Here is a 19,132-nt window from a genome sequence, read left to right as displayed (position 1 = left end):
TTCTCAAGGAACAGACGCGCATCCTCGCTCTTCCCTTGCGGGTCCTGCTCGGAGGCAACCGTTCAAACTTACCCCGTTCGCTCCCCCGCGTCAAACCCGGTGTGTTGACCGGATCCGAGTTGCGGAAGCACCCGCGCCCTCCACGCATACCAGAGGACCCGGAGTTCCGGGGCCGGTGAAGGTGGGTGGCTGAGCCTCGGCGGTTCGGCCCGGGATCTGCATCCCGTTCCTTCGCCCTGCCGGGCTGGCTCGAAGAACATTACACGGGCGCCTCCGCGGATGACAAATCGGCGGGATCCTGCGGACGAGAGGGTGCCCGGGCGCGCAGGACGGACATGACACCCTCCCCCGGAGGTGCCGCGCCCGTCCCTCCCGGCTCCCCCCGGCAGGGCGAGGCTCGCCCGTCCTCCGGAGCCGGACGACGGGCGAGCGGCTCACCGCACGCTGAACGCCGCGTCGAACGCGGCCGTCGGCGCGTCGAACGCCGTCCTGCGCACGAACTCGAGGGCCTCAGGCGCACCGACGAGGCGATCCATGCCAGCGTCCTCCCACTCGACGGAGATCGGGCCCTCGTAGCCGATCGTCGTGAGCATGCGGAACGCGTCTTCCCACGGCACCTCACCGTGGCCCGTCGAGACGAAGTCCCAGCCGCGCCGCGGGTCGGCCCAGGGCAGGTGCGACCCGAGCCGGCCGTTGCGCCCGTTCGTCATGCGCTTCTTCGTGTCCTTGCAGTCGACGTGATAGATCCGGTCACGGAAGTCCCAGAGGAAGCTCACCGGGTCGATGTCCTGCCACACCATGTGCGACGGGTCCCAGTTGAGGCCGAACGCCTCCCGGTGGTCGATCGCGTCGAGCGCCGCGTGCGTCGTCCAGTAGTCGTACGCGATCTCGCTCGGGTGGACCTCGTGCGCGAAGCGCACCCCCTCCCCGTCGAACACGTCGAGAATCGGGTTCCACCGGCGCGCGAAGTCCTCGTACCCGGCGTCGATCATCGCCTGCGTCGCCGGCGGGAACATCGCGACGTACTTCCAGATCGACGAGCCCGTGAAACCGACGACCGTGTCGACGCCGAGCTTGCGCGCCAGACGCGCCGTCAGCCGCATCTCCTCCGCAGCCCGCGTCCGCACCCCCTCAGGATCTCCGTTCCCCCACACGACGTCTGGCAGCATGTCCCGGTGCCGCGCGTCGATCGGGTCGTCGCACACCGCCTGGCCCTTGAGGTGGTTCGAGATCGTCCACACCTTGAGGCCGTGCCGCTCGAGGATCTCGAGCCGACCCTCGACGTAGCCCGGCTCGTCGACGCGCCACGGGTCGAGGTGGTCGCCCCAGCAGGCGATCTCGAGCCCGTCGTACCCCCACCCCGACGCAAGGCGCGCCACCTCCTCGAACGGCAGATCGGCCCACTGGCCGGTGAACAGCGTGATCGGTCGTGCCACAGCAGCTCTCCTCACTCTCGGGCCGCGGCAGGCTGCGCGCGGCGAGGCCCCGGGACCGGGACCCAGACGTTGTCGGCCAGGCTCGAACGCTCGACCGCGTCGAGAACCCGCTGAACCTGCAGACCGTCGTCGAACGTCGGGCGCACGGCCGCGCCCGCGGCCACCGCCTCGACCAGGTCGACGACCTGGTGCGTGAAACCGTGCTCGTAGCCGAGACCGTGACCCGCTGGCCACCACGCCCCGACGAACGGATGGTCGGCCTCCGTCACGACGATCCGGCGGAAGCCCGCCGTCCGGGCTGGCTCCGACGCGTCGAAGAGGTGCAGGACGTTCATGTCCTCGAAGTCGAACGCGAGCGAGCCGGCCTCCCCGTTGATCTCGAGGCGGATCGCATTCTTGCGGCCCCACGCGAAGCGCGTCGCCTCGAACGTCGCAAGCCCTCCGCCCGTGAGCCGGCCGTAGAACACCGCGGCGTCGTCGACCGTCACCGGGCCCCGGTCGGCGCCGGCCGACCCTCGGAGCCCCGCATGGGCCTCCGCGACCGGACGCTCGTGGACGAACGTCTCGAGCAGACCCGAGACCCCCGTGAGCCACTCCCCCGTGACGAACTGCGCGAGGTCCACGACGTGCGCCCCGATGTCACCGAGCGCCCCCGAGCCCGCCTTCTCACGGTCGAGCCGCCACGACAGCGGCGCCTCCGGATCCGCGATCCAGTCCTGGAGGTACTGCGCGCGCACGTGCCTCACGCGGCCGATGCGGCCCTCCTCGACAATCTGCCGCGCGAGCTGCACCGCCGGCACGCGCCGGTACGTGAAGCCGACCATCGCGACCTGCCCCCGGGCCTCCGCGGCGCGCGCGGCCTCAGCCATGCGCTCCGCCTCCGCGAGCGTGTTCGCGAGCGGCTTCTCGCACAGCACGTGCTTGCCCGCCGCGAGCGCCGCGACAGCGATCTCCTCATGCGTGTCACCCGGTGTGCACACGTCGACGAGGTCGACGTCGTCGCGCTCGACGAGCGCACGCCAGTCCGTCTCCGTGCTCGCCCAGCCCAGCCGCTCCGCCGCCGCAGCGACCGCCGCACCGTCACGGCCGCACAGCGCAGCCATGTCGATCGTGCGCGGCAGGTCGAAGAACCGGGGCGCGGTGCGCCACGCCTGCGAGTGCGCCGCCCCCATGAAGGCGTAGCCGACCATCCCGACCCCCAGCCGGGGTCGATCCGTCCTGCTCATGTGCGTCCTCCTCTCGGACAGGGCCGGGCGGGCGCGACGCGCCCGCCCGGCGAAGGTCAGGACGTGAACGCGGCGCCGATGAAGTCGTCGACGTTGTCCTTCGTGACGACCGGCGCATACAGCTGCACCTTGCGGGGCACCGTTCCCGAGACGAGGTCACCCATGACCCGGCCCTGCGCGAGGATCCGTGCGAGACGGATCCCGTCTGCCGCCTGCGTCGACGGGTAGATGACCGTCGCCTCCATGACGGAGTCACCGCTCTTGATGAGCTCCATGACGTCCTTCGAGCCGGCGCCGCCGACCATGAAGAACTCGTCACGCTTGGCCGTGTCGATCGCCGCGAGGACACCGATGCCCTGGTCGTCGTCGTGGTTCCAGATCGCGTCGATCTTCGGCGCCGCCTGGAGGAGCTGGGCCGTCACCGACTCGCCCCCCTGGATCGTGAAGTCCGCCGCGACGCGGTTGGAGACCTTGAGGCCGCAGCCCGCGAGCGCGTCGTTGAACCCCTTCGTGCGGTCCTGCGTGAGCGGCAGCGAGTCGATGCCCGCGATCTCCGCGACGACCGCGTCCGGCTGGTCACCAAGGCGCTCGCAGATGTACGTGCCCGCGGAGACGCCCATGCCGTAGTTGTCGCCGAGCACCGTGACGCGCGCCGCGAACGTCGAGGAGAACTCGCGGTCGACGTTGATGACGGGGATGCCCGCCTCCATCGCCTTGATCGCGACGTCCGTGAGCGCCGCACCGTCGGTCGGCAGGAGGACGATCGCGTCGACCTTCTCGTTGATGAACGTCTCCACCTGGGAGATCTGGAGGTTCGCGTCGTTCGTGCCCTCCGAGACCTTGAGCTCGACGTCCGAGTAGCGCCCTGCCTCGGCGATCGCGGCCTTGTTGATCGCGCCGAGCCAGCCGTGGTCGGCCGCGGGGCCCGAGAAGCCGATAACGACCTTCTCCCCCGGCTCGTCGTTGCCGCCCGCCCCAGGGGCAGGAGCGGACGAGGTGCTCCCGCCGCCAGCCGTCGTCGGGTCCGGCGGCGCCTCGTTCGAGGTGCACCCCGTGAGTGCGAGCGTGAGCGCGGCTGCCGTGCCGAGCGTGAGGGTCAGGCGGCGGCGCAGCGTCGGTGATGCGGGCATGACAGTCTCCTTGGGTCGAGTGACGAGAGCGGGACGAGCGACGGAGGACGGTCGCGGCACCTGCGGCGCCAGGACCGTCGACCGGTTCAGGTGGTCGAGCGGGACCGTCGGGCGAGGTGCTGCTGGAGCAGGACCGCGGCGACGATGATGACGCCCTTCGCGACGGCCTGGGCCGACGTCGAGAGGTTGTTGAGCGTGAAGACGTTCGTGAGCGTCGTGAAGATGAGGACGCCGAGGACGGTGCCGACGATCGTGCCGCGGCCCCCGATGAGCAGGGTCCCGCCGACGACGACCGCGGCGATCGCGTCGAGCTCGTACATCGAGCCGTGGGTCGACGTGCCTGCCGTCGTGCGGACGAGCATCATGACGGCGCCGATTCCGGCGGTGAGACCCGCGAGGCCGTAGACGTACATCGTGTGGCGCCGCACGTCGATGCCCGCGAGGCGCGCAGCCTCCGGGTTGCCGCCGACCGCGACCGTCCGTCGGCCGAACGTCGTGCGGTTGAGAAGGATCCAGCCGGCCGCAGAGACCAGCGCGAAGATCCACACGAGCATCGGCACTCCGAGCACGTCGCTCCCGAAGAAGTCGAGGAACGGCTTGACGCGCACCCGCTGCGTCTGACGGTTCGAGATCATCTCCGCGAGGCCGCGCGCCGCGGCCATCATCGCGAGCGTCGTGATGAACGCGACGACCTTGCCGTACGCGACGAGCGCACCGTTGACGAGGCCCGCGACGAGCCCGACGGCGAGCGCCGTGAGCACCATGACCGACCAGTGCGTGTCCATGGCCATCTGCTGGGTCGCGAGCGTCGTCGCCCACACGGACGCGAGCCCCATGACCGCGCCGACGGAGAGGTCGATCCCGCCCGTCGTGATGACGAACGTCATGCCGATGCTGAGGACGCCGATGACCGACGCGAGGCTCAGCACCGTGAGGAGGTTGCTCACCGACGCGAAGCGCTCACCCCCCGTGACGAAGCCGACGACGCACAGCAGCGCGAACGCGACGACGAGCCCGGCGTTGCGTCCCGCCGCTCCGGCGAACGGGCTGCGCCGCTTCTTCGTGGCCATCGGCGCCGGGACCCCTGCGGGGGCGGTCGCGGCGGGCGAGGAGGTCGAGGGGCTCACGCTGCACTTCCTTCCATGACGAGGTCGAGCACGCGGTGCTCGTCGATCTCGGCCGCAGGGCCGGTGTGGACGACGCGGCCCTCGGCGAGGACAAGGACGCGGTCGGCGAGGCCGAGGACCTCCTCGATCTCGCTCGAGACGACGAGGACCGCGGTGCCCTGCGCCGTGAGCCGGCGCACGAGCGCGTAGATCTCGGCCCGCGCCCCGACGTCGACGCCGCGCGTCGGCTCGTCGAGGAGGAGCACCCGGCAGCCGTGGAGCAGCCACCGACCGAGGAGGATCTTCTGCTGGTTGCCGCCCGAGAGGGTGCGCGCGTCGCGCTCGGGGTCGGCAGGCCGCAGCTCGAGGTCGTCGATCTGCGCGCGCGCCTGGCTGCGCTCGGCGCGCTCGTCGAGGAACCCCGCGCGGGCGCTGAGCGCGAACGTCGAGAGCGTGATGTTCCGGTAGACGGGCTCGTCGAGCAGGAGCCCCTGGGACTTGCGCTCCTCGGGGCACAGGCCGATGCCCGCGGCGACCGCGCGTCGGACCGAGCCGCGTCGCAGCGGACGGCCGTCGACGCGGACCGTGCCGCGGGTCGCGCGGCGGGCGCCGTAGATCGTCTCGAGGATCTCCGAGCGGCCCGAGCCGACGAGGCCCGCGAGGCCGACGACCTCCCCCGGGCGGATCGTGAGGTCGATGCCGTCGAACACCCCGTGGAGCGCGAGGTCGGACACCTCGAGGACGGGAGCGCCCTCGACCGTCGTGGACGGACGGTCGGGGAAGACGCGCTCGACGTCGCGGCCCGTCATGAGCCGGATGAGCTCCGTGGTCGGGGTCGCGTGGACGTCGAGGCCCGTCGCGACCGTGCGGCCGTCCTTGAGGACCGTGATGCGGTGGCCGATGCGTCGGATCTCCTCGAGCCGGTGCGAGATGTAGACGACGGCGACGCCTGCGGCCGTGAGCTCGGCGACGACGCGGAAGAGGTTGTCGACCTCTTCCGTGTCGAGGACGGCCGACGGCTCGTCCATGACGATGACGCGTGCGCCGCGCGAGAGCGCCCGAGCCATCGAGACGACCTGCTTGCCGGCGGCCGAGAGCGACCCGACCTCGCGTCCGGGGCGGATCTCGGGGTGGCCGAGCCGGGCGAGGAGCTCCGCGGTGCGGGCGCGGAGCTCGCCGCGGCGGGTGAGGCCCGCGCTCGCGAGCTCGTGGCCGAGGAAGACGTTCTCGGCGACGGTGAGGCCGTCGACGACGTCGAGCTCCTGGTACATCGTCGCGACGCCGCGGCGCAGCGCTGCGACCGGGGTCGGCAGCGTGACGATCTCGCCGTCGATCTCGATCTCGCCCTCGTCGGGCTGGTGGGCCCCGGCGAGGACCTTGATGAGGGTCGACTTGCCGGCGCCGTTCTGTCCGAGGAGGCAGTGGACCTCTCCGGGGCGGACGTCGAGGTCCACCCCGGCGAGGGCGCGCGCTCCGGGGAACGTCTTGACGATGCCGCGCATCCGGAGGAACGGTGCGGGGTCGTCGGTCTGGTGGGGGTCGTCGTTGACCATGACGACGACGCTACGGAGACTTCTGTCGACCGTCAATCAAAAGATGCATGATGATCGTGCGTGTTACGCGAACGTGACCTGCAGAAGCGGACGTGGTTCACTGTGCGCATGGTCGACGACTCCACGAAGTTCGCACCGCGCGGCACCGGCGTCGGCGAGATGTTCCAGCTGCTCCGCGACGGGACACCACGCACCCGCGCCGACCTCGCCCAGACCACCGGCCAGGCACGCTCCACGATCGCCGCCCGCGTCGACCTCCTCCTCGCTTCAGGACTCGTCGCCCCCGCAGGAGAAGCCGTCTCGACCGGCGGCCGACCACCCGCGACCTTCGCCTTCAACCCCGGCGCCCGCGTCGTCCTCGCCGTCGACCTCGGCGCGACCCACGCCCGCCTCGCCCTCACCGACCTCGCGTCGAACGTCCTCGTCGAGCACTCCGAGGACCTCGACATCGCCGACGGACCGGACCGCGTCCTCACACGGGTCATCGAGCTCGCCGACGAGATGATCACCTCCTCGGGCCGACCCCGCACCGACCTCGTGAGCATCGGCGTCGGCCTCCCCGGCCCCGTCGAGCACACGAGCGGACGCCCCATCAGCCCGCCGATCATGCCCGGCTGGGACGACGCCGACGTCCCCGGCGTCCTGCGCCGCGCCCTCGGCGCCCCCGTCCTCGTCGACAACGACGTCAACATCATGGCGCTCGGCGAGCACGCCACCACCTGGCCCGACGTCGACCACCTCCTCCTCGTCAAGGTCGCGACCGGCATCGGCGCCGGCATCATCTCCGACGGCAGCATCCGCCGCGGCGCCCAGGGCGCCGCCGGCGACCTCGGGCACGTCGCGGTCCCCGGCCGACAGGACGTCCTGTGCCGCTGCGGCAACACCGGCTGCCTCGAGGCCGTCGCCGGAGGCGGCGCGCTCGTCGCACGCCTCCGCGACACCGGCCGCGACGTCCGCACGACCGCCGACGTCGTCGCCCTCGTCCGCGCGGGCGACACGACCGCGAGCTCCGAGGTCCGCCAGGCCGGACGCGAGCTCGGCGCTGTCCTCGCGACCTGCGTGAGCATGCTCAACCCGTCGATGATCGTCGTCGGCGGGGCGCTCGCCGAGGCCGGCGAACACCTCATCGCCGGCATCCGTGAGGTCGTCTACCAACGCTCGCTCCCGCTCGCGACCCAGCACCTGCGCATCGTCACGTCCCGCACCCGGACCCGCGCAGGCGTCCTCGGCGCGAGCGTCATGGCGACCGACGCCGTCCTCTCGGCCGTCGCCGTCGAGGCGCTCGTCCAGTAGGGTGCTCGCCCTCCCCCGCACCCGACCGCTACGGTCGGAGCAGGACACCGCCGTCCACCACCCTCCGTCAGAGGAGTCACCGATGACCGCACGCCAGGCCCTCGTCGTCCGAGGAGGGTGGGACGGGCACGCCCCGCAGGAGGCGACCGACCTCTTCGTCCCCTTTCTCGAGGACTCCGGGTTCACGGTCGTCGTCTCCGACTCCCTCGAGGTCTACGCGGACACCGAGCTCATGTCCCAGACCGACCTCGTCCTGCAGTCCTGGACGATGGGGGAGATCCTCGGCGACGAGGTCCACGGCCTGCGCGCCGCCGTCGCCGCCGGGACGGGGCTCGTCGGCTGGCACGGTGGCGTCGTCGACTCCTTCCGGATGTCCGCCGAGTACCTCCACCTCATGGGCGCTCAGTTCGCCGCTCACCCCGGCGACTCCGTCGAGCACGCCGTGCGCATCGTCCCCGAGCGCGCCGACCACCCCGTCGTCGCCGGTCTCGAGGACTTCACGCTGCGCTCCGAGCGCTACTGGCTCCTCACCGACCCGCTGCTCGACGTCCTCGCGACGACGACGATCGATGCCGGCCCCGACGACCCCTGGGACGGAGCTTCGACGCATCCCGCCGTGTGGACGCGGCGCTGGGGCGCGGGCCGGATCGTCGTGTGCGCCCCCGGGCACCACCTCGCGGACCTCGCGGTCCCGCAGGTGCGCACGATCATCGAGCGCGGGCTCCTCTGGGCCGCGCGAGGCTGAGAGCCCCGCCGCTCACGCGTCGAACGCCGACGGGCCTTCCGCAAGGAGGCGCACGAACTGCGCCTCGTCGAGGATCCGGAGGCCGAGCTCGCGCGCCTTCGTCTCCTTGGACCCCGCGTTCTCACCGACGACGACGAAGTCCGTCTTCTTCGAGACGGAACCCGCAGACTTGCCGCCGGCCGCAAGGATCGCCTCCTTGGCACCGTCGCGCGTGAAACCTTCGAGACCTCCCGTGACGACGACGGTCAGTCCGTCGAGCACGCCTGACACCTCCTCCTTCGGGGCCCCCGGCCCGGGGTGTCCCGGGGTCTCGAAACGCACGCCCGACGCGCGCCAGCGCTCGACGATCTCCTCGTGCCAGTCGACGCCGAACCATGCGCGGATCTCCGCCGCGATCGTCGGGCCCACGCCCTCGACCGCTGCGAGCTCCTCGGCCGTCGCCGTCCGCACGAGGTCGAGGGAGCCGAAGTGGTCCGCGAGCGCGCGCGCCGCCGACGGTCCGACGTGCCGGATGTTGAGCGAGACGAGGATCCGCCAGAGGTCCTTCGTCCGGGCCTTCGCGAGCTCGGCGACGAGCTTGCCGGCGGCCGCCGACGGCACGACGGCCGGGAGCTCGCCCGACGCCTGCGCCTCCTCGAACGTGAGTCCGCGCTCCTCGGCCCACGCGACGTGGTCCTTCTTCGTCGCACGACGCGCGAACGGGGTGCGTTCCTTGGCCTGGCCGTCCTCGTCAACCTTGGGCAGCCCCGTCTCGGCGTCCTTGACGACGACGCGGATGGGCACGAGGTCGGCCTCAGTGAGGTCGAAGAGACCCGCCTCGGTCTCGAGCGGCGGCACCTCGGGGACGAGCGGCTGCGTGAGCGCTGCGGCGGTCACCTCGCCGAGAACCTCGATGTCGAGACCGCCGCGCGAGCCGATGTGCTCGACGCGACCCCGCACCTGCGCGGGGCACGAGCGCGCGTTGGGGCACCGGAGATCGACGTCGCCCTCTTTCATGGGGCGGAGCGTCGCTCCGCACTCGGGGCACACGGCTGGCATGACGAAGTCGCGTCGCGGGGTGCCGTCGTCCGCCGCAGCCTCGACGGGGCCGACGATCTCCGGGATGACGTCGCCCGCCTTGCGGAGCACGACCATGTCGCCGATGCGGACGCCCTTGGCTCTGACGACGTCCTGGTTGTGGAGGGTCGCTTGGCGAACGACCGAGCCCGCGACCCGCACCGGCTCCATGACCGCGTACGGTGTCGCGCGGCCCGTGCGGCCGACCCCGACGACGATGTCAAGGAGGCGCGTCGTCACCTCCTCGGGCGGGTACTTGTACGCGATCGCCCAGCGCGGAGCCCGGCTCGTCGCGCCGAGCCGCTGCTGCAGCGCGACCTCGTCGACCTTGATGACGACACCGTCGAGCTCGTGCTCGATGTCGTGGCGGTGCTGCGCGAAGTGCGCGACGAACTCGCGGACTCCGTCGAGGTCGTCGCACACGCGGTTGTGCGGCGAGACGGGCACGCCCCACGCCGCCAAGAGGTCGTACTCCTGCGACTGCCGCACGCGGCCGTCGGCGAAGGCCGCGGGCACGGCCGCGTCGCCCCACACGAGCGCGCCGACACCATGCGCGTACATCGCGAGCGCGCGCGACGCCGTGACCCGCGGGTCCTTCTGGCGCAGCGACCCGGCCGCCGCGTTGCGCGGGTTCGCGAACGGCGCACGTCCCGCGGCGACCTGGGCAGCGTTGAGCGCCTCGAACTGCTCGACCGGGAAGAAGACCTCGCCCCGCACCTCGACGAGGTCCGGGTGCGTCGCGGGGTCGCCGCCGAGCTCGTGAGGCACCGACGCGAGGGTGCGGACGTTGAGCGTGACGTCCTCACCGGTGCGCCCGTCGCCGCGCGTCACCGCGCGCACGAGCCGTCCCTTCTCGTACACGAGCGCGATCGCGAGGCCGTCGATCTTCACCTCGGTGAGGTAGTGGATCTCCGCGTCCCCGACGCCGTGACGGACGCGGCTCGCCCATGCCTCGACGTCCTCGAACGAGAACGCGTTGTCGAGCGAGAGCATGCGCTCGACGTGGTCGACCGCCGCGAAATCCGTCGAGAACGTGCCGCCGACCCGCTGCGTCGGCGACTCAGGGGTGCGCAGCGACGGGAAGCGGTCCTCGAGCGCTGTGAGCTCGCCGAGGAGCGCGTCGAACTCGCCGTCGGAGACGAGCGGGGCGTCCTTGACGTAGTAGGCGAACTGGTGCGCCGTCACGGTCTGGGCGAGTTCGGTCCAGCGCGCGTGCGCGGCAGAGTCAGGCTCGGCGGGGGTGGCGGGAGCGTCGGCGTCGGTCACGTCCACCATCATGCCAAGGGGGTCGGACATCGGGCGCGGGCTCGCCCGGCCCCGGGGACGTCACCGCAGGTCACGGCACCCCGTACGCTGCGATGTCCGTCGCCCCGGCTACCGTGTCACCATGCCGACGCCCCCTGCTGCCCAGCCGCACCAGATCCCGACCGACGTCACGCTCCCCCTCCCGGGCGCCGACCCGTACGCGTGGCTCGAGGACGTGAGCGGCGACGCCCCGCTCGCGTGGGCCCGCGAGCGCGGCAAGGCCGCGAACGCGCGGCTCGCCGGCGGTGGGCTCCTCGCCGAGATCGAGGCCGAGGTGCTCGAGGTGCTCGACGACGACGCCCGCATCCCCTACGTCGGCGCGGCGCGCGACCACCTCTACAACTTCTGGCGCGACGCCGAGCACCCGCGCGGGCTCTGGCGCCGGACGTCGGAAGAGTCCTACCGCACCGACGAGCCCGTCTGGGAGGTCCTCCTCGACCTCGACGCGCTCAACGAGGCGGAGGGCGAGGACTGGGTGTGGCACGGCGCGAGCCTCCTGAGGCCCGACCTCGACCGCGCGATCGTCACGCTCTCGCACGGCGGTTCCGATGCCGACGTCGACCGTGAGTACGACCTCGCGACGCTCGCGTTCGTCGATCCTGCCGACGGAGGCTTCGTGCGGCCCGAGGCCAAGGGTGGGCTCGCATGGATCGACCGCGACACCGTCTTCGTCTTCTCCGCGGAGGACGAGGCCTCGTCGACGCGCTCGGGTTACCCGCGCGTCGTGCGTCGCTGGCGCCGTGGGACCCCGATGAGCACCGCAGAGGTCGTCTACGAGGGCCTCGCCGACGACCTCTACATCTCCGCCCACCACGAGCGCACTCCCGGGTTCGAGCGCGACGTCGTCACGCGGTCGATCGCCTTCTACGACTCCGAGACGTACGTTCTCGACGGGGCGGACACGCCCGTGCTCGTGCCCGCACCCCGTTCCGCGGACGTCCTCCTCCACGGCCCCTGGGCCCTCGTCCGGCTGCGCGAGCCGTGGGAGGTCGCGGGGACGGTGCACCCCGGCGGGACGCTCCTCGCCGCTCGGCTCGACGCGCTGCTCGCAGGAGCTCACGAGCCCGTCGTGCTCTTCGCCCCGACCCCGACGAGCGCGCTCGAGAACGTCACGTGGACCCGCAGCCGCGTCGTCCTCACCGTGCTCGAGGACGTTCGTCACCGCATCGAGGTCCTCACGCCGCCCGACGCCCCGAGCGGCGCGTGGCAGCGCGCCGCCCTGCCCGGGGCGCCGTCCGCGGCGACGCTTGCCGTCGGGGCCGTCGACCGCGACATGCACGACGACCTGTGGGTCACCGCGACCGACTTCCTCACCCCGCCGACCCTCGTGCGCGTCGACGCGACCGGGGCGCGTCCGCGCGAGTCCCTCAAGGCCGCCCCCTCGTTCTTCGACGCGTCCACGATGCACTGGGAGCAGCACACCGCCGTGTCGGACGACGGCACGCGCGTGCCGTACTTCGTCGTCCACGGCGATCCCGCGGCGCGCAAGGGCGACGGCCCGGTCCCCACGCTCCTGTACGGCTACGGCGGCTTCGAGATCTCCCTCACCGCGGACTACTCGGGGGTCCTCGGCCGCGCGTGGCTCGCCCGCGGTGGCACGTACGTCGTCGCCAACATCCGCGGCGGCGGCGAGTACGGGCCCGCGTGGCACGCAGCCGCGCTCAAGGAGAACCGCCACCGCGCGTACGAGGACTTCGCGGCCGTCGCGCGCGACGTCGTCGCACGCGGCATCACCGACCACGCGCACCTCGCGTGCAAGGGCGGCTCGAACGGCGGCCTGCTCACAGGCAACATGCTCGCGAGCTACCCCGAGCTCTTCGGCGCGATCGTCGTCCAGGTGCCGCTCCTCGACATGCACCGGTACACGCACCTGCTCGCAGGCGCGTCCTGGCAGGCCGAGTACGGCGACCCCGACGACCCCGCGCAGTGGGAGTTCATCCGCACGTTCTCGCCCTACCACCTGCTGCGGCCCGGGGTCGCGTACCCGCCCGTCCTGCTGACGACGTCGACGAAGGACGACCGCGTCCACCCCGGCCACGCCCGCAAGGCGACCGCGCTACTCGAAGCTCTCGGAGCCGACGTCACCTACTACGAGAATCTTGAGGGCGGACACGGGGGCGCCGCCGACAACCGCCAGGCCGCGCATCTCTCGGCGCTCGCCTACACGTTCTGCTGGGAGCGGCTCCAGGTGCCGACGGCGGAGTAGAGGAACTCCGCCGTCGGCCTCTCTAGAACCGTCAGTACTTCCAACCTATGAGGTTGTGCGGATACACCACGTTCGCCTGACCGTTGACCTTGATGTCGATGTGCAGGTGTGGTCCTGTGACGCAGCCACGGTCACCTGAGTAACCCAGAAGATCCCCGGCCCGAACGGTCTGACCTGAAGACACACTGAAACTCCTCATGTGCGCATAATCGAAACGATAGGTCTTACCGTCTCGGACGGACGTCACGATGAGATCCTGCTGCGTACGCCCGACTGCTGCAGGCACCGGGCACCAACTCGCATCCACCCGGTAGGCAGCTGGAATGCTCACGGTTCCCCCGTACATCGCATAGACAGGAGTCCCATTCGGAACCGGGAAGTCATCGCCGTTATGTCCGGAGTATGTCGTGAGCGTCGCGTGCGGTTGGATCGGGAACACCCAACCGTTGACCCCAGGTAGCGACGTCGACGTCGCCGCATTGCCGCCGCAGTTTGGCTCATTGGCCGTGAAACCGAGCCTGCCCCGAGGAATGAGGCCGTCGACGCCTGTCAGGAAGTCCGCATCCGGAACCCAGTCTCCCCAGAGCAAGCGATGCCACACCGTCGACTTCGACGTCCCAGGAGTGGCGCTGCCAGAAACCGCCTGACCGTTCGTCACCCCGCAAACTACGGGCACCCGCGTACCGACGCCGTAGACGCGGAACATTGTGCTCGACAGTGTCGCGGCCGACTGGCTCTGCGTTCCTGACTGACTTCCCGCCTTGGACCCTGTGTGAACCGTGATGAAGCCGACGACGTTCTTCGCCCATCGCGCAGTTCCACCCGCGTCATAGATGACAAGATTCCCGTCGTCCTGCACAGAAAGCCTGGTTCCGCCGGACCCCCAAGATCCCGTTGACCATCGTGCGGTGCCGCCATCGTTGTAGCTCACAAGGTTGCCGTCACTCTGCATGACGACCCTGCTTGCGTCGCTTCCGCCCGAGGCCCACACAGCCCCTGCCGGACCGTAAAGAACGAGGTTTCCATCGCCCTGCATGACGAGCCGATAGCTTCCCGTCGGCGACCAAAGCTCACCGCCACGCCGCAGCGCCTGATTAGCCCCGAGCGTCGACGGCGCTCCGACGGATAGCGCGGGCGAAGTCAGCGAAAGGGACGCATATCCCGCGCGTCGGCCGGTGACCGTCACAGAAATACTCTTCCGCAGATGCTCCTGCCCCAGCGTGAAGGTCGCGGCGGTCGCGCCAGAAATCGGCACACCGTCGAGCTTCCACTGGTAGTTGAGCGCCACACCCGCAGGGTTCCACGTGCCAGGCTCTCCCCGCAGCGTCGATCCGACAACCGCAGACCCCGTGATACGAGGTGTTGTTCCAGTGATCGCGCCAACTACCTCGCTGGTGAATCCACTATCTCGTGAAGTCGTCGCAAACCCTGTCCGAACGCCGGTGACCCTCACGCGAATTCGGGAGCCAGCGTCAGCATCAACGAGGCGATATGTAGCCTTTGTCGCTCCGGGAATCGCGGCAGCTCCCCGGAACCACTGGTAGCTCAAGGTGGCGGCCGGCTGCCAGGCGGCGGTCGTCGCGGTGAGTACCGCCGCGACCTTCAGGTTCCCCGTCACCGTCGGTGCGGGCGTCGAGGTAAAGCTCCCCGCCGCTACGACTGCAGTGGGCTGCGACGAGCGAGTCGCCGTCGCGTAGCCCTTGCGCGTTCCCTGGGCACGCAGAGAGATCTTGTGGCCGACATCCGAGGCCGTCAGAGCGTAGGTCGTCCCGGTAGCACCCTCGATCGCACGTTCGCTCCGGTACCACTGAAGTGCGATACGCGCCTTCGGTTTCCATGCGCTGATCGATCCCTGCAGGGTCTTCCCGACTGCAGCAGTCCCCGTGATCGATGGATCGCTCGCTTGAAAACGCCCGGCCGCAACCCGAGCCGATGGCCGCGATGCGCGAACGATGGTCGTTCGCCCCTTCGCCCGACCAGTGACCCTGACGCTGACTCGCTTGCCGCGATCGGCAGCAACGAGCGTGTAGGTAGCACTCCGCGCTCCCTTAATCTTGGCCTTTCCGCGGTACCACTGATAGGAGAGCCGCGCCTTCGGCGCCCACTTCCCAGTGCTCGCACGCACTTTCTTCCCGACGATCAGCTTGCCAGTGATCTTTGGCACGGGGGCTTGAGTGAACGATCGCGCGGCGGCAAGCGGTATCCCCGCGCCGGCAAGCGCCACTGTTGGGCTCGCTGAAGCGATCGGCGTGACGATGCCGATACCAACAAGACCCAGCAAGAGCGCGACGAGAACTGCGACGAGCCGCGGCGTCCGCGGCAATCGGAGGAGCTTCGTTGAGTGCATGCAAAGAAAGTGGCAGGTGGGCGATGACGACACCAGCGTCTCGCGACTTCCGTATCGATGTGGCACGTCCGCTTTTCCGTCCGCATCGCATCCGGACACCCGGAACGGCACGAGTGTGCTCCCGCACCGCCTGGCATTGCGTGTCCGCGGACCTCAGCCCGCCGCGCGCTCTGCAAGAAGCAGCGCCGTCCGCCGCAGATTCCGGCCCGCCGCCCGCGCCTCGTCAACCGACCGCTGCGCGGGCGGTGCGGGATCAACCCGCACCTCGCCGAGCGCTTCGTGGAGCACAACCCGCGCGAGGTCAGCGGCTGGCAGTCCCACGCGGCGCCACGGCTCGGCAACGAGCCGCGCGAGTGCGACAAGGTCCGGGCCCGCACACGACGACACGCGGGCGGGAGGCAGCCCCTGCCAGAGCTCAACCCCACGCTCAACAGCCGTCGCGATCGTCTCCCACCGGCGCTCATCCCAGGGCCCGGCGTCGAGCCCGACCCCGTCGGCCCCGGCAAGCACCGCGGGAGCCACGCCGCCCACGGCCGTCCCCACGTGCACAACCACGCGGGCGTCGGCCGCGCGCACGGCGGCGACAACCGGCGAAAGCACCTCAAGCACACGCGGGCGCGGCACCGCGCGCAACCGGGCATGCCCCGAGAACGTCGGGAGTACCCCCGCAACGACTTGCCCGACGAGGGGCTCGGCAAGCAACACCGTGACGTGCGCGCCCGGAGCCTGCCTGCGCACATCGTGCACGCGACGGGTCAGCGCCTCGGCAAGCGCAGCACCCAGATCTGCAACGGCGCCGTCGTCGCACAGCACGCGATCCCCGCGCGCAAGCCACAGCGATGCCGCAAGCGACCACGGCCCGACGGCCTCGACGACGATCTCCCCCGCCCAGCCGACAGCGGCAACCGCAAGAGCGTCGAGATCCTCCCGGTGCGCCGCCCGTGCTCGCTCGAGGTCCACGCCCGCGTGGTCGGCAAGCCGCCAACCGTGCGGGCCCAACTCCACGGGCATGCCGTCAAGCAGTGACGCCGTCCGGCCGACCCGGTCAGATCCCGGCCCGCGCGCGGCAAGGACCGGCAGGGTCGCGAGCGCACGCACGTCGGCCGGGGCCTCGTCGGTGTCGCCAAGCACCGTCATGAGCGCCTCAAGCGGCTCCGTCCCGGGCCACGCGAGCGGCGCAACCGCGCCGGGAAGGGCACGAGGTGCGAAGGTCGCGGGCGCGGTCCCACCGAGCGCGGCATCGCTCGAAACGATGCCGTTCGCAACGATGCCGTCCGTCGTGACGGCGCCTGTCGCACCGTCCGCCCCAAGCCGCAGTACCTCGCTCAACGGCCAATGCCCACAGCAGACGTCGCGCCCGCGGAGGCCGCCCGCCGTCCAGCGCTCGTCACCGTCGCTTGCCCCAGCACCCGCGTGCCCCGGTAGACGACGAGCGACTGCCCGGCGGCAACGCCGCGCAGGCGCGTCCCCGTGAGGTCGGCGACAAGGCCCGTGCCGGTCCGGGTAACGACCGCGGGCACGGGCGCCCCGTGCGCGCGCACCTGGACCTCTGCCTCGATGCCGCCCGACGCGTCGACGTCGTCGGCAAGCCACACCGTGCCGTCGCCCGTGACGCGGTCGACCGTGAGCAACTCGGCGGCCCCGACGATGACCTGGTTGGTGCCCGTCCGCACCTCGAGCACGTAGCGCGGTCGGCCGTCGGGCGCGGGACGCCCGAGGTGGAGGCCGCGACGCTGCCCGACGGTGTACGCGTAGGCGCCGTCGTGCTCGCCGACGACCTGCCCGGACTCGTCGAGGATCTCGCCGGGCTGCGAGCCGAGCCGCGAGCGCAGGAAGCCCTGCGTGTCACCGTCGGCGACGAAGCAGATGTCGTAGGAGTCCGGCTTTGTCGAGACGCCGAGCCCGCGACGCGCGGCCTCCGCACGGACGTCGGCCTTCGACGTGAAGCCGCCGAGCGGGAAGATCGACCGGGCGAGCCTCTCGGATCCCATGACGGCGAGGACGTACGACTGGTCCTTGTCCGTGTTGGGCGAGCGGTGCAGCTCGCGCCGCCCGTCGGTCTCGACGATCCGCGCGTAGTGGCCCGTCGCGACCGCGTCGAAGCCGAGGGCAGTCGCCTTGTCGAGCAGCGTGTCGAACTTCACGTGCTCGTTGCAGCGCACGCACGGGTTCGGGGTGCGGCCCGCGGCGTACTCGGCGAGGAAGTCCGCGACGACGGTCTCCTCGAACGTCTCGGAGAGGTCCCACACGTAGTACGGGATGCCGAGGACGTCAGCCGCACGCCGGGCGTCGCCCGCGTCCTCGATCGAGCAGCAGCCGCGCGAGCCCGTGCGCATCTGGGCCCGCTCGCGTGCGAGCGCCATGTGGACGCCGACGACCTCGTGCCCGGCCTCGAGCGCGAGAGCGGCCGCGAGCGCCGAGTCGACGCCGCCGGACATCGCGGCGAGCACCCTCATGCGGCACCCCCGACCGCAGCCGGGCCCGTCGGCACGCTGCGGCGCGCGGGCGAGGCGAGGCCCGCAGCGCGGGCCCGCTCGACGACGCCGGGCAGGACGTCGAGCACGCGCGCGACGTCCGCGGACGTCGACGTCGCGCCGAACGAGAACCGCAGAGCGCCGCGAGCCTCGTGCTCGGTGAGACCGAGCGCGAGGAGCACGTGCGAGGGCTGCGGCACGCCGGCCTGGCACGCCGAGCCGGTCGACGCCTCGACGCCCGCGGAGTCGAGCAGGTAGAGGAGCGAGTCGCCCTCGCAGCCGTCGAACGTGAGGTGCGCGTTGCCGGGCAGGCGCGCCACCCCCCCGTCGTCGGTCCGGGCGTCCAGTGCAGGGCCGCGGAGCGTCGCGTCAGGCACGCGCGCGAGCACGCCGGTGACGAGCTCGTCCCGGAGCGCGGCGAGGCGCGCAGCCTCGACGTCGCGGGCAGCAACGACCTCGGCGAGTGCGACCGCGAATGCGCGCGCACCCGCAGCGTCGAGCGTCCCTGAGCGCACACCGCGTTCCTGGCCGCCGCCGTGGAGGACGGGCACGAGGTCGACGGTGCGCCCGACAACGAGCGCACCGACGCCCACGGGGCCGCCGAGCTTGTGCGCGGTGACGGTCATCGCGTCGAGGCCGCTCGCGCCGAAGTCGACGGGCAGGATGCCCGCGGCCTGGACGGCGTCACAGTGGACGGGCACGCCGTGCGCGTGCGCGAGCCGCACGACGTCTGCGACGGGCTGCACAGTGCCGATCTCGTTGTTCGCCCACATGACGGAGACGAGCGCGGTCTCCTCGGCGTGCGCGGCGAGCTCGGCGCCGAGCGCGTCGAGGTCGAGGCGGCCGGTCGCGTCGACCGGCAGGAGGACGATCTCGGCGCCCGCGTGCTCTGCGAGCCAGAACGCAGGGTCGAGCACCGCGTGGTGCTCGACGGCGGAGACGAGGACGCGCGTGCGTTCGGGGTGCCCCGTGCGGCGCGCCCAGAAGAGGCCCTTGATCGCGAGGTTGTCGGCCTCGGTGCCGCCCGCGGTGAGGACAACCTCGCTGGGGCGCGCGCCGAGCGACGCCGCGATCGACTCGCGCGCCTCCTCCACGACGCGGCGGGCGGCGCGGCCCGCGGTGTGGAGCGACGACGGATTGCCCGCGATCGCGAGCTGCTCGGTGTACGCCGCGACCGCCGCAGGCGACATCGGGGTCGTCGCGGCGTGGTCGAGGTAGGCGGGAGGTGTCACGCCCCCCATCCTACGAAGGACGC

At 71.4% G+C, this 19,132-nt stretch carries 13 protein-coding genes; 3 read left to right on the top strand and 10 right to left on the bottom strand.

What is annotated here, in order from left to right; all coding sequences use genetic code 11:
- Nucleotides 1-434: 434 nt before the first annotated feature.
- The 5 genes from IGS67_RS03320 to IGS67_RS03300 form a co-directional block, all read right to left on the bottom strand.
- Nucleotides 435-1,436, bottom strand: coding sequence for a sugar phosphate isomerase/epimerase family protein (locus IGS67_RS03320; protein ID WP_192277753.1), 1,002 nt, complete (start codon nucleotides 1,434-1,436; stop codon nucleotides 435-437).
- Between the two features lie 11 nt (nucleotides 1,437-1,447).
- Nucleotides 1,448-2,662 carry a Gfo/Idh/MocA family protein gene (locus IGS67_RS03315; RefSeq protein WP_192277752.1) on the bottom strand — a complete coding sequence of 405 codons (1,215 nt, stop codon included), beginning with the start codon at nucleotides 2,660-2,662 and terminating at the stop codon, nucleotides 1,448-1,450.
- A 56-nt stretch (nucleotides 2,663-2,718) separates the two neighbouring features.
- A complete protein-coding gene (locus IGS67_RS03310) occupies nucleotides 2,719-3,792 on the bottom strand; it encodes a substrate-binding domain-containing protein (RefSeq protein ID WP_192277750.1) in 1,074 nt (357 codons plus the stop codon).
- A gap of 86 nt (nucleotides 3,793-3,878) precedes the next feature.
- Nucleotides 3,879-4,862, bottom strand: a complete 984-nt coding sequence (locus IGS67_RS03305; RefSeq protein WP_192277911.1) for an ABC transporter permease — start codon at nucleotides 4,860-4,862, stop codon at nucleotides 3,879-3,881.
- A 53-nt stretch (nucleotides 4,863-4,915) separates the two neighbouring features.
- Nucleotides 4,916-6,451: a sugar ABC transporter ATP-binding protein gene (locus IGS67_RS03300; protein WP_192277748.1), complete on the bottom strand. Its 1,536-nt coding sequence runs from the start codon at nucleotides 6,449-6,451 to the stop codon at nucleotides 4,916-4,918.
- A 108-nt stretch (nucleotides 6,452-6,559) separates the two neighbouring features.
- Between IGS67_RS03300 and IGS67_RS03295 the strand changes: the two genes are divergently transcribed.
- The gene (locus tag IGS67_RS03295; RefSeq protein WP_235977487.1) at nucleotides 6,560-7,744 is read left to right on the top strand and encodes an ROK family protein; all 1,185 of its coding nucleotides are present in this window, start codon (nucleotides 6,560-6,562) and stop codon (nucleotides 7,742-7,744) included.
- Nucleotides 7,745-7,826: 82 nt separating this feature from the next.
- Complete coding sequence (locus IGS67_RS03290; RefSeq protein WP_192277746.1) at nucleotides 7,827-8,489, top strand: ThuA domain-containing protein; 663 nt, start codon at nucleotides 7,827-7,829, stop codon at nucleotides 8,487-8,489.
- A gap of 12 nt (nucleotides 8,490-8,501) precedes the next feature.
- Here the strand turns inward: IGS67_RS03290 and ligA are convergent, their stop codons facing one another.
- The gene (gene ligA / locus IGS67_RS03285; RefSeq protein ID WP_192277906.1) at nucleotides 8,502-10,820 is read right to left on the bottom strand and encodes an NAD-dependent DNA ligase LigA; all 2,319 of its coding nucleotides are present in this window, start codon (nucleotides 10,818-10,820) and stop codon (nucleotides 8,502-8,504) included.
- Between the two features lie 112 nt (nucleotides 10,821-10,932).
- Here ligA and IGS67_RS03280 point away from each other — a divergent pair, with 112 nt between their 5' ends.
- A complete protein-coding gene (locus IGS67_RS03280) occupies nucleotides 10,933-13,056 on the top strand; it encodes a prolyl oligopeptidase family serine peptidase (RefSeq protein WP_192277744.1) in 2,124 nt (707 codons plus the stop codon).
- Nucleotides 13,057-13,087: 31 nt separating this feature from the next.
- Here IGS67_RS03280 and IGS67_RS03275 read toward each other — a convergent pair whose 3' ends face one another.
- The 4 genes from IGS67_RS03275 to IGS67_RS03260 all read right to left on the bottom strand — a co-directional run bounded on the left by IGS67_RS03275 (nucleotide 13,088) and on the right by IGS67_RS03260 (nucleotide 19,118).
- Nucleotides 13,088-15,403, bottom strand: a complete 2,316-nt coding sequence (locus IGS67_RS03275) for a peptidoglycan DD-metalloendopeptidase family protein (protein WP_192277741.1) — start codon at nucleotides 15,401-15,403, stop codon at nucleotides 13,088-13,090.
- Nucleotides 15,404-15,556: 153 nt separating this feature from the next.
- Nucleotides 15,557-16,501 (bottom strand): uroporphyrinogen decarboxylase/cobalamine-independent methonine synthase family protein, encoded by a 945-nt coding sequence (locus IGS67_RS03270; RefSeq protein ID WP_328741384.1) that lies wholly within the window; start codon nucleotides 16,499-16,501, stop codon nucleotides 15,557-15,559.
- Between the two features lie 227 nt (nucleotides 16,502-16,728).
- Nucleotides 16,729-17,859 (bottom strand): tRNA 2-thiouridine(34) synthase MnmA, encoded by a 1,131-nt coding sequence (gene mnmA / locus IGS67_RS03265; protein WP_192277739.1) that lies wholly within the window; start codon nucleotides 17,857-17,859, stop codon nucleotides 16,729-16,731.
- A complete protein-coding gene (locus tag IGS67_RS03260; RefSeq protein ID WP_192277737.1) occupies nucleotides 17,856-19,118 on the bottom strand; it encodes a cysteine desulfurase family protein in 1,263 nt (420 codons plus the stop codon). Before IGS67_RS03260 ends, mnmA begins: the two co-directional genes overlap by 4 nt.
- Nucleotides 19,119-19,132 lie beyond the last annotated feature (14 nt).

This window comes from Flavimobilis rhizosphaerae (assembly GCF_014852685.1).
Taxonomy (GTDB): domain Bacteria; phylum Actinomycetota; class Actinomycetes; order Actinomycetales; family Cellulomonadaceae; genus Flavimobilis; species Flavimobilis rhizosphaerae.
The sequence above is the reverse complement of the archived record's forward strand: the minus strand, read 5'-3'. Positions and strand labels throughout refer to the sequence as shown.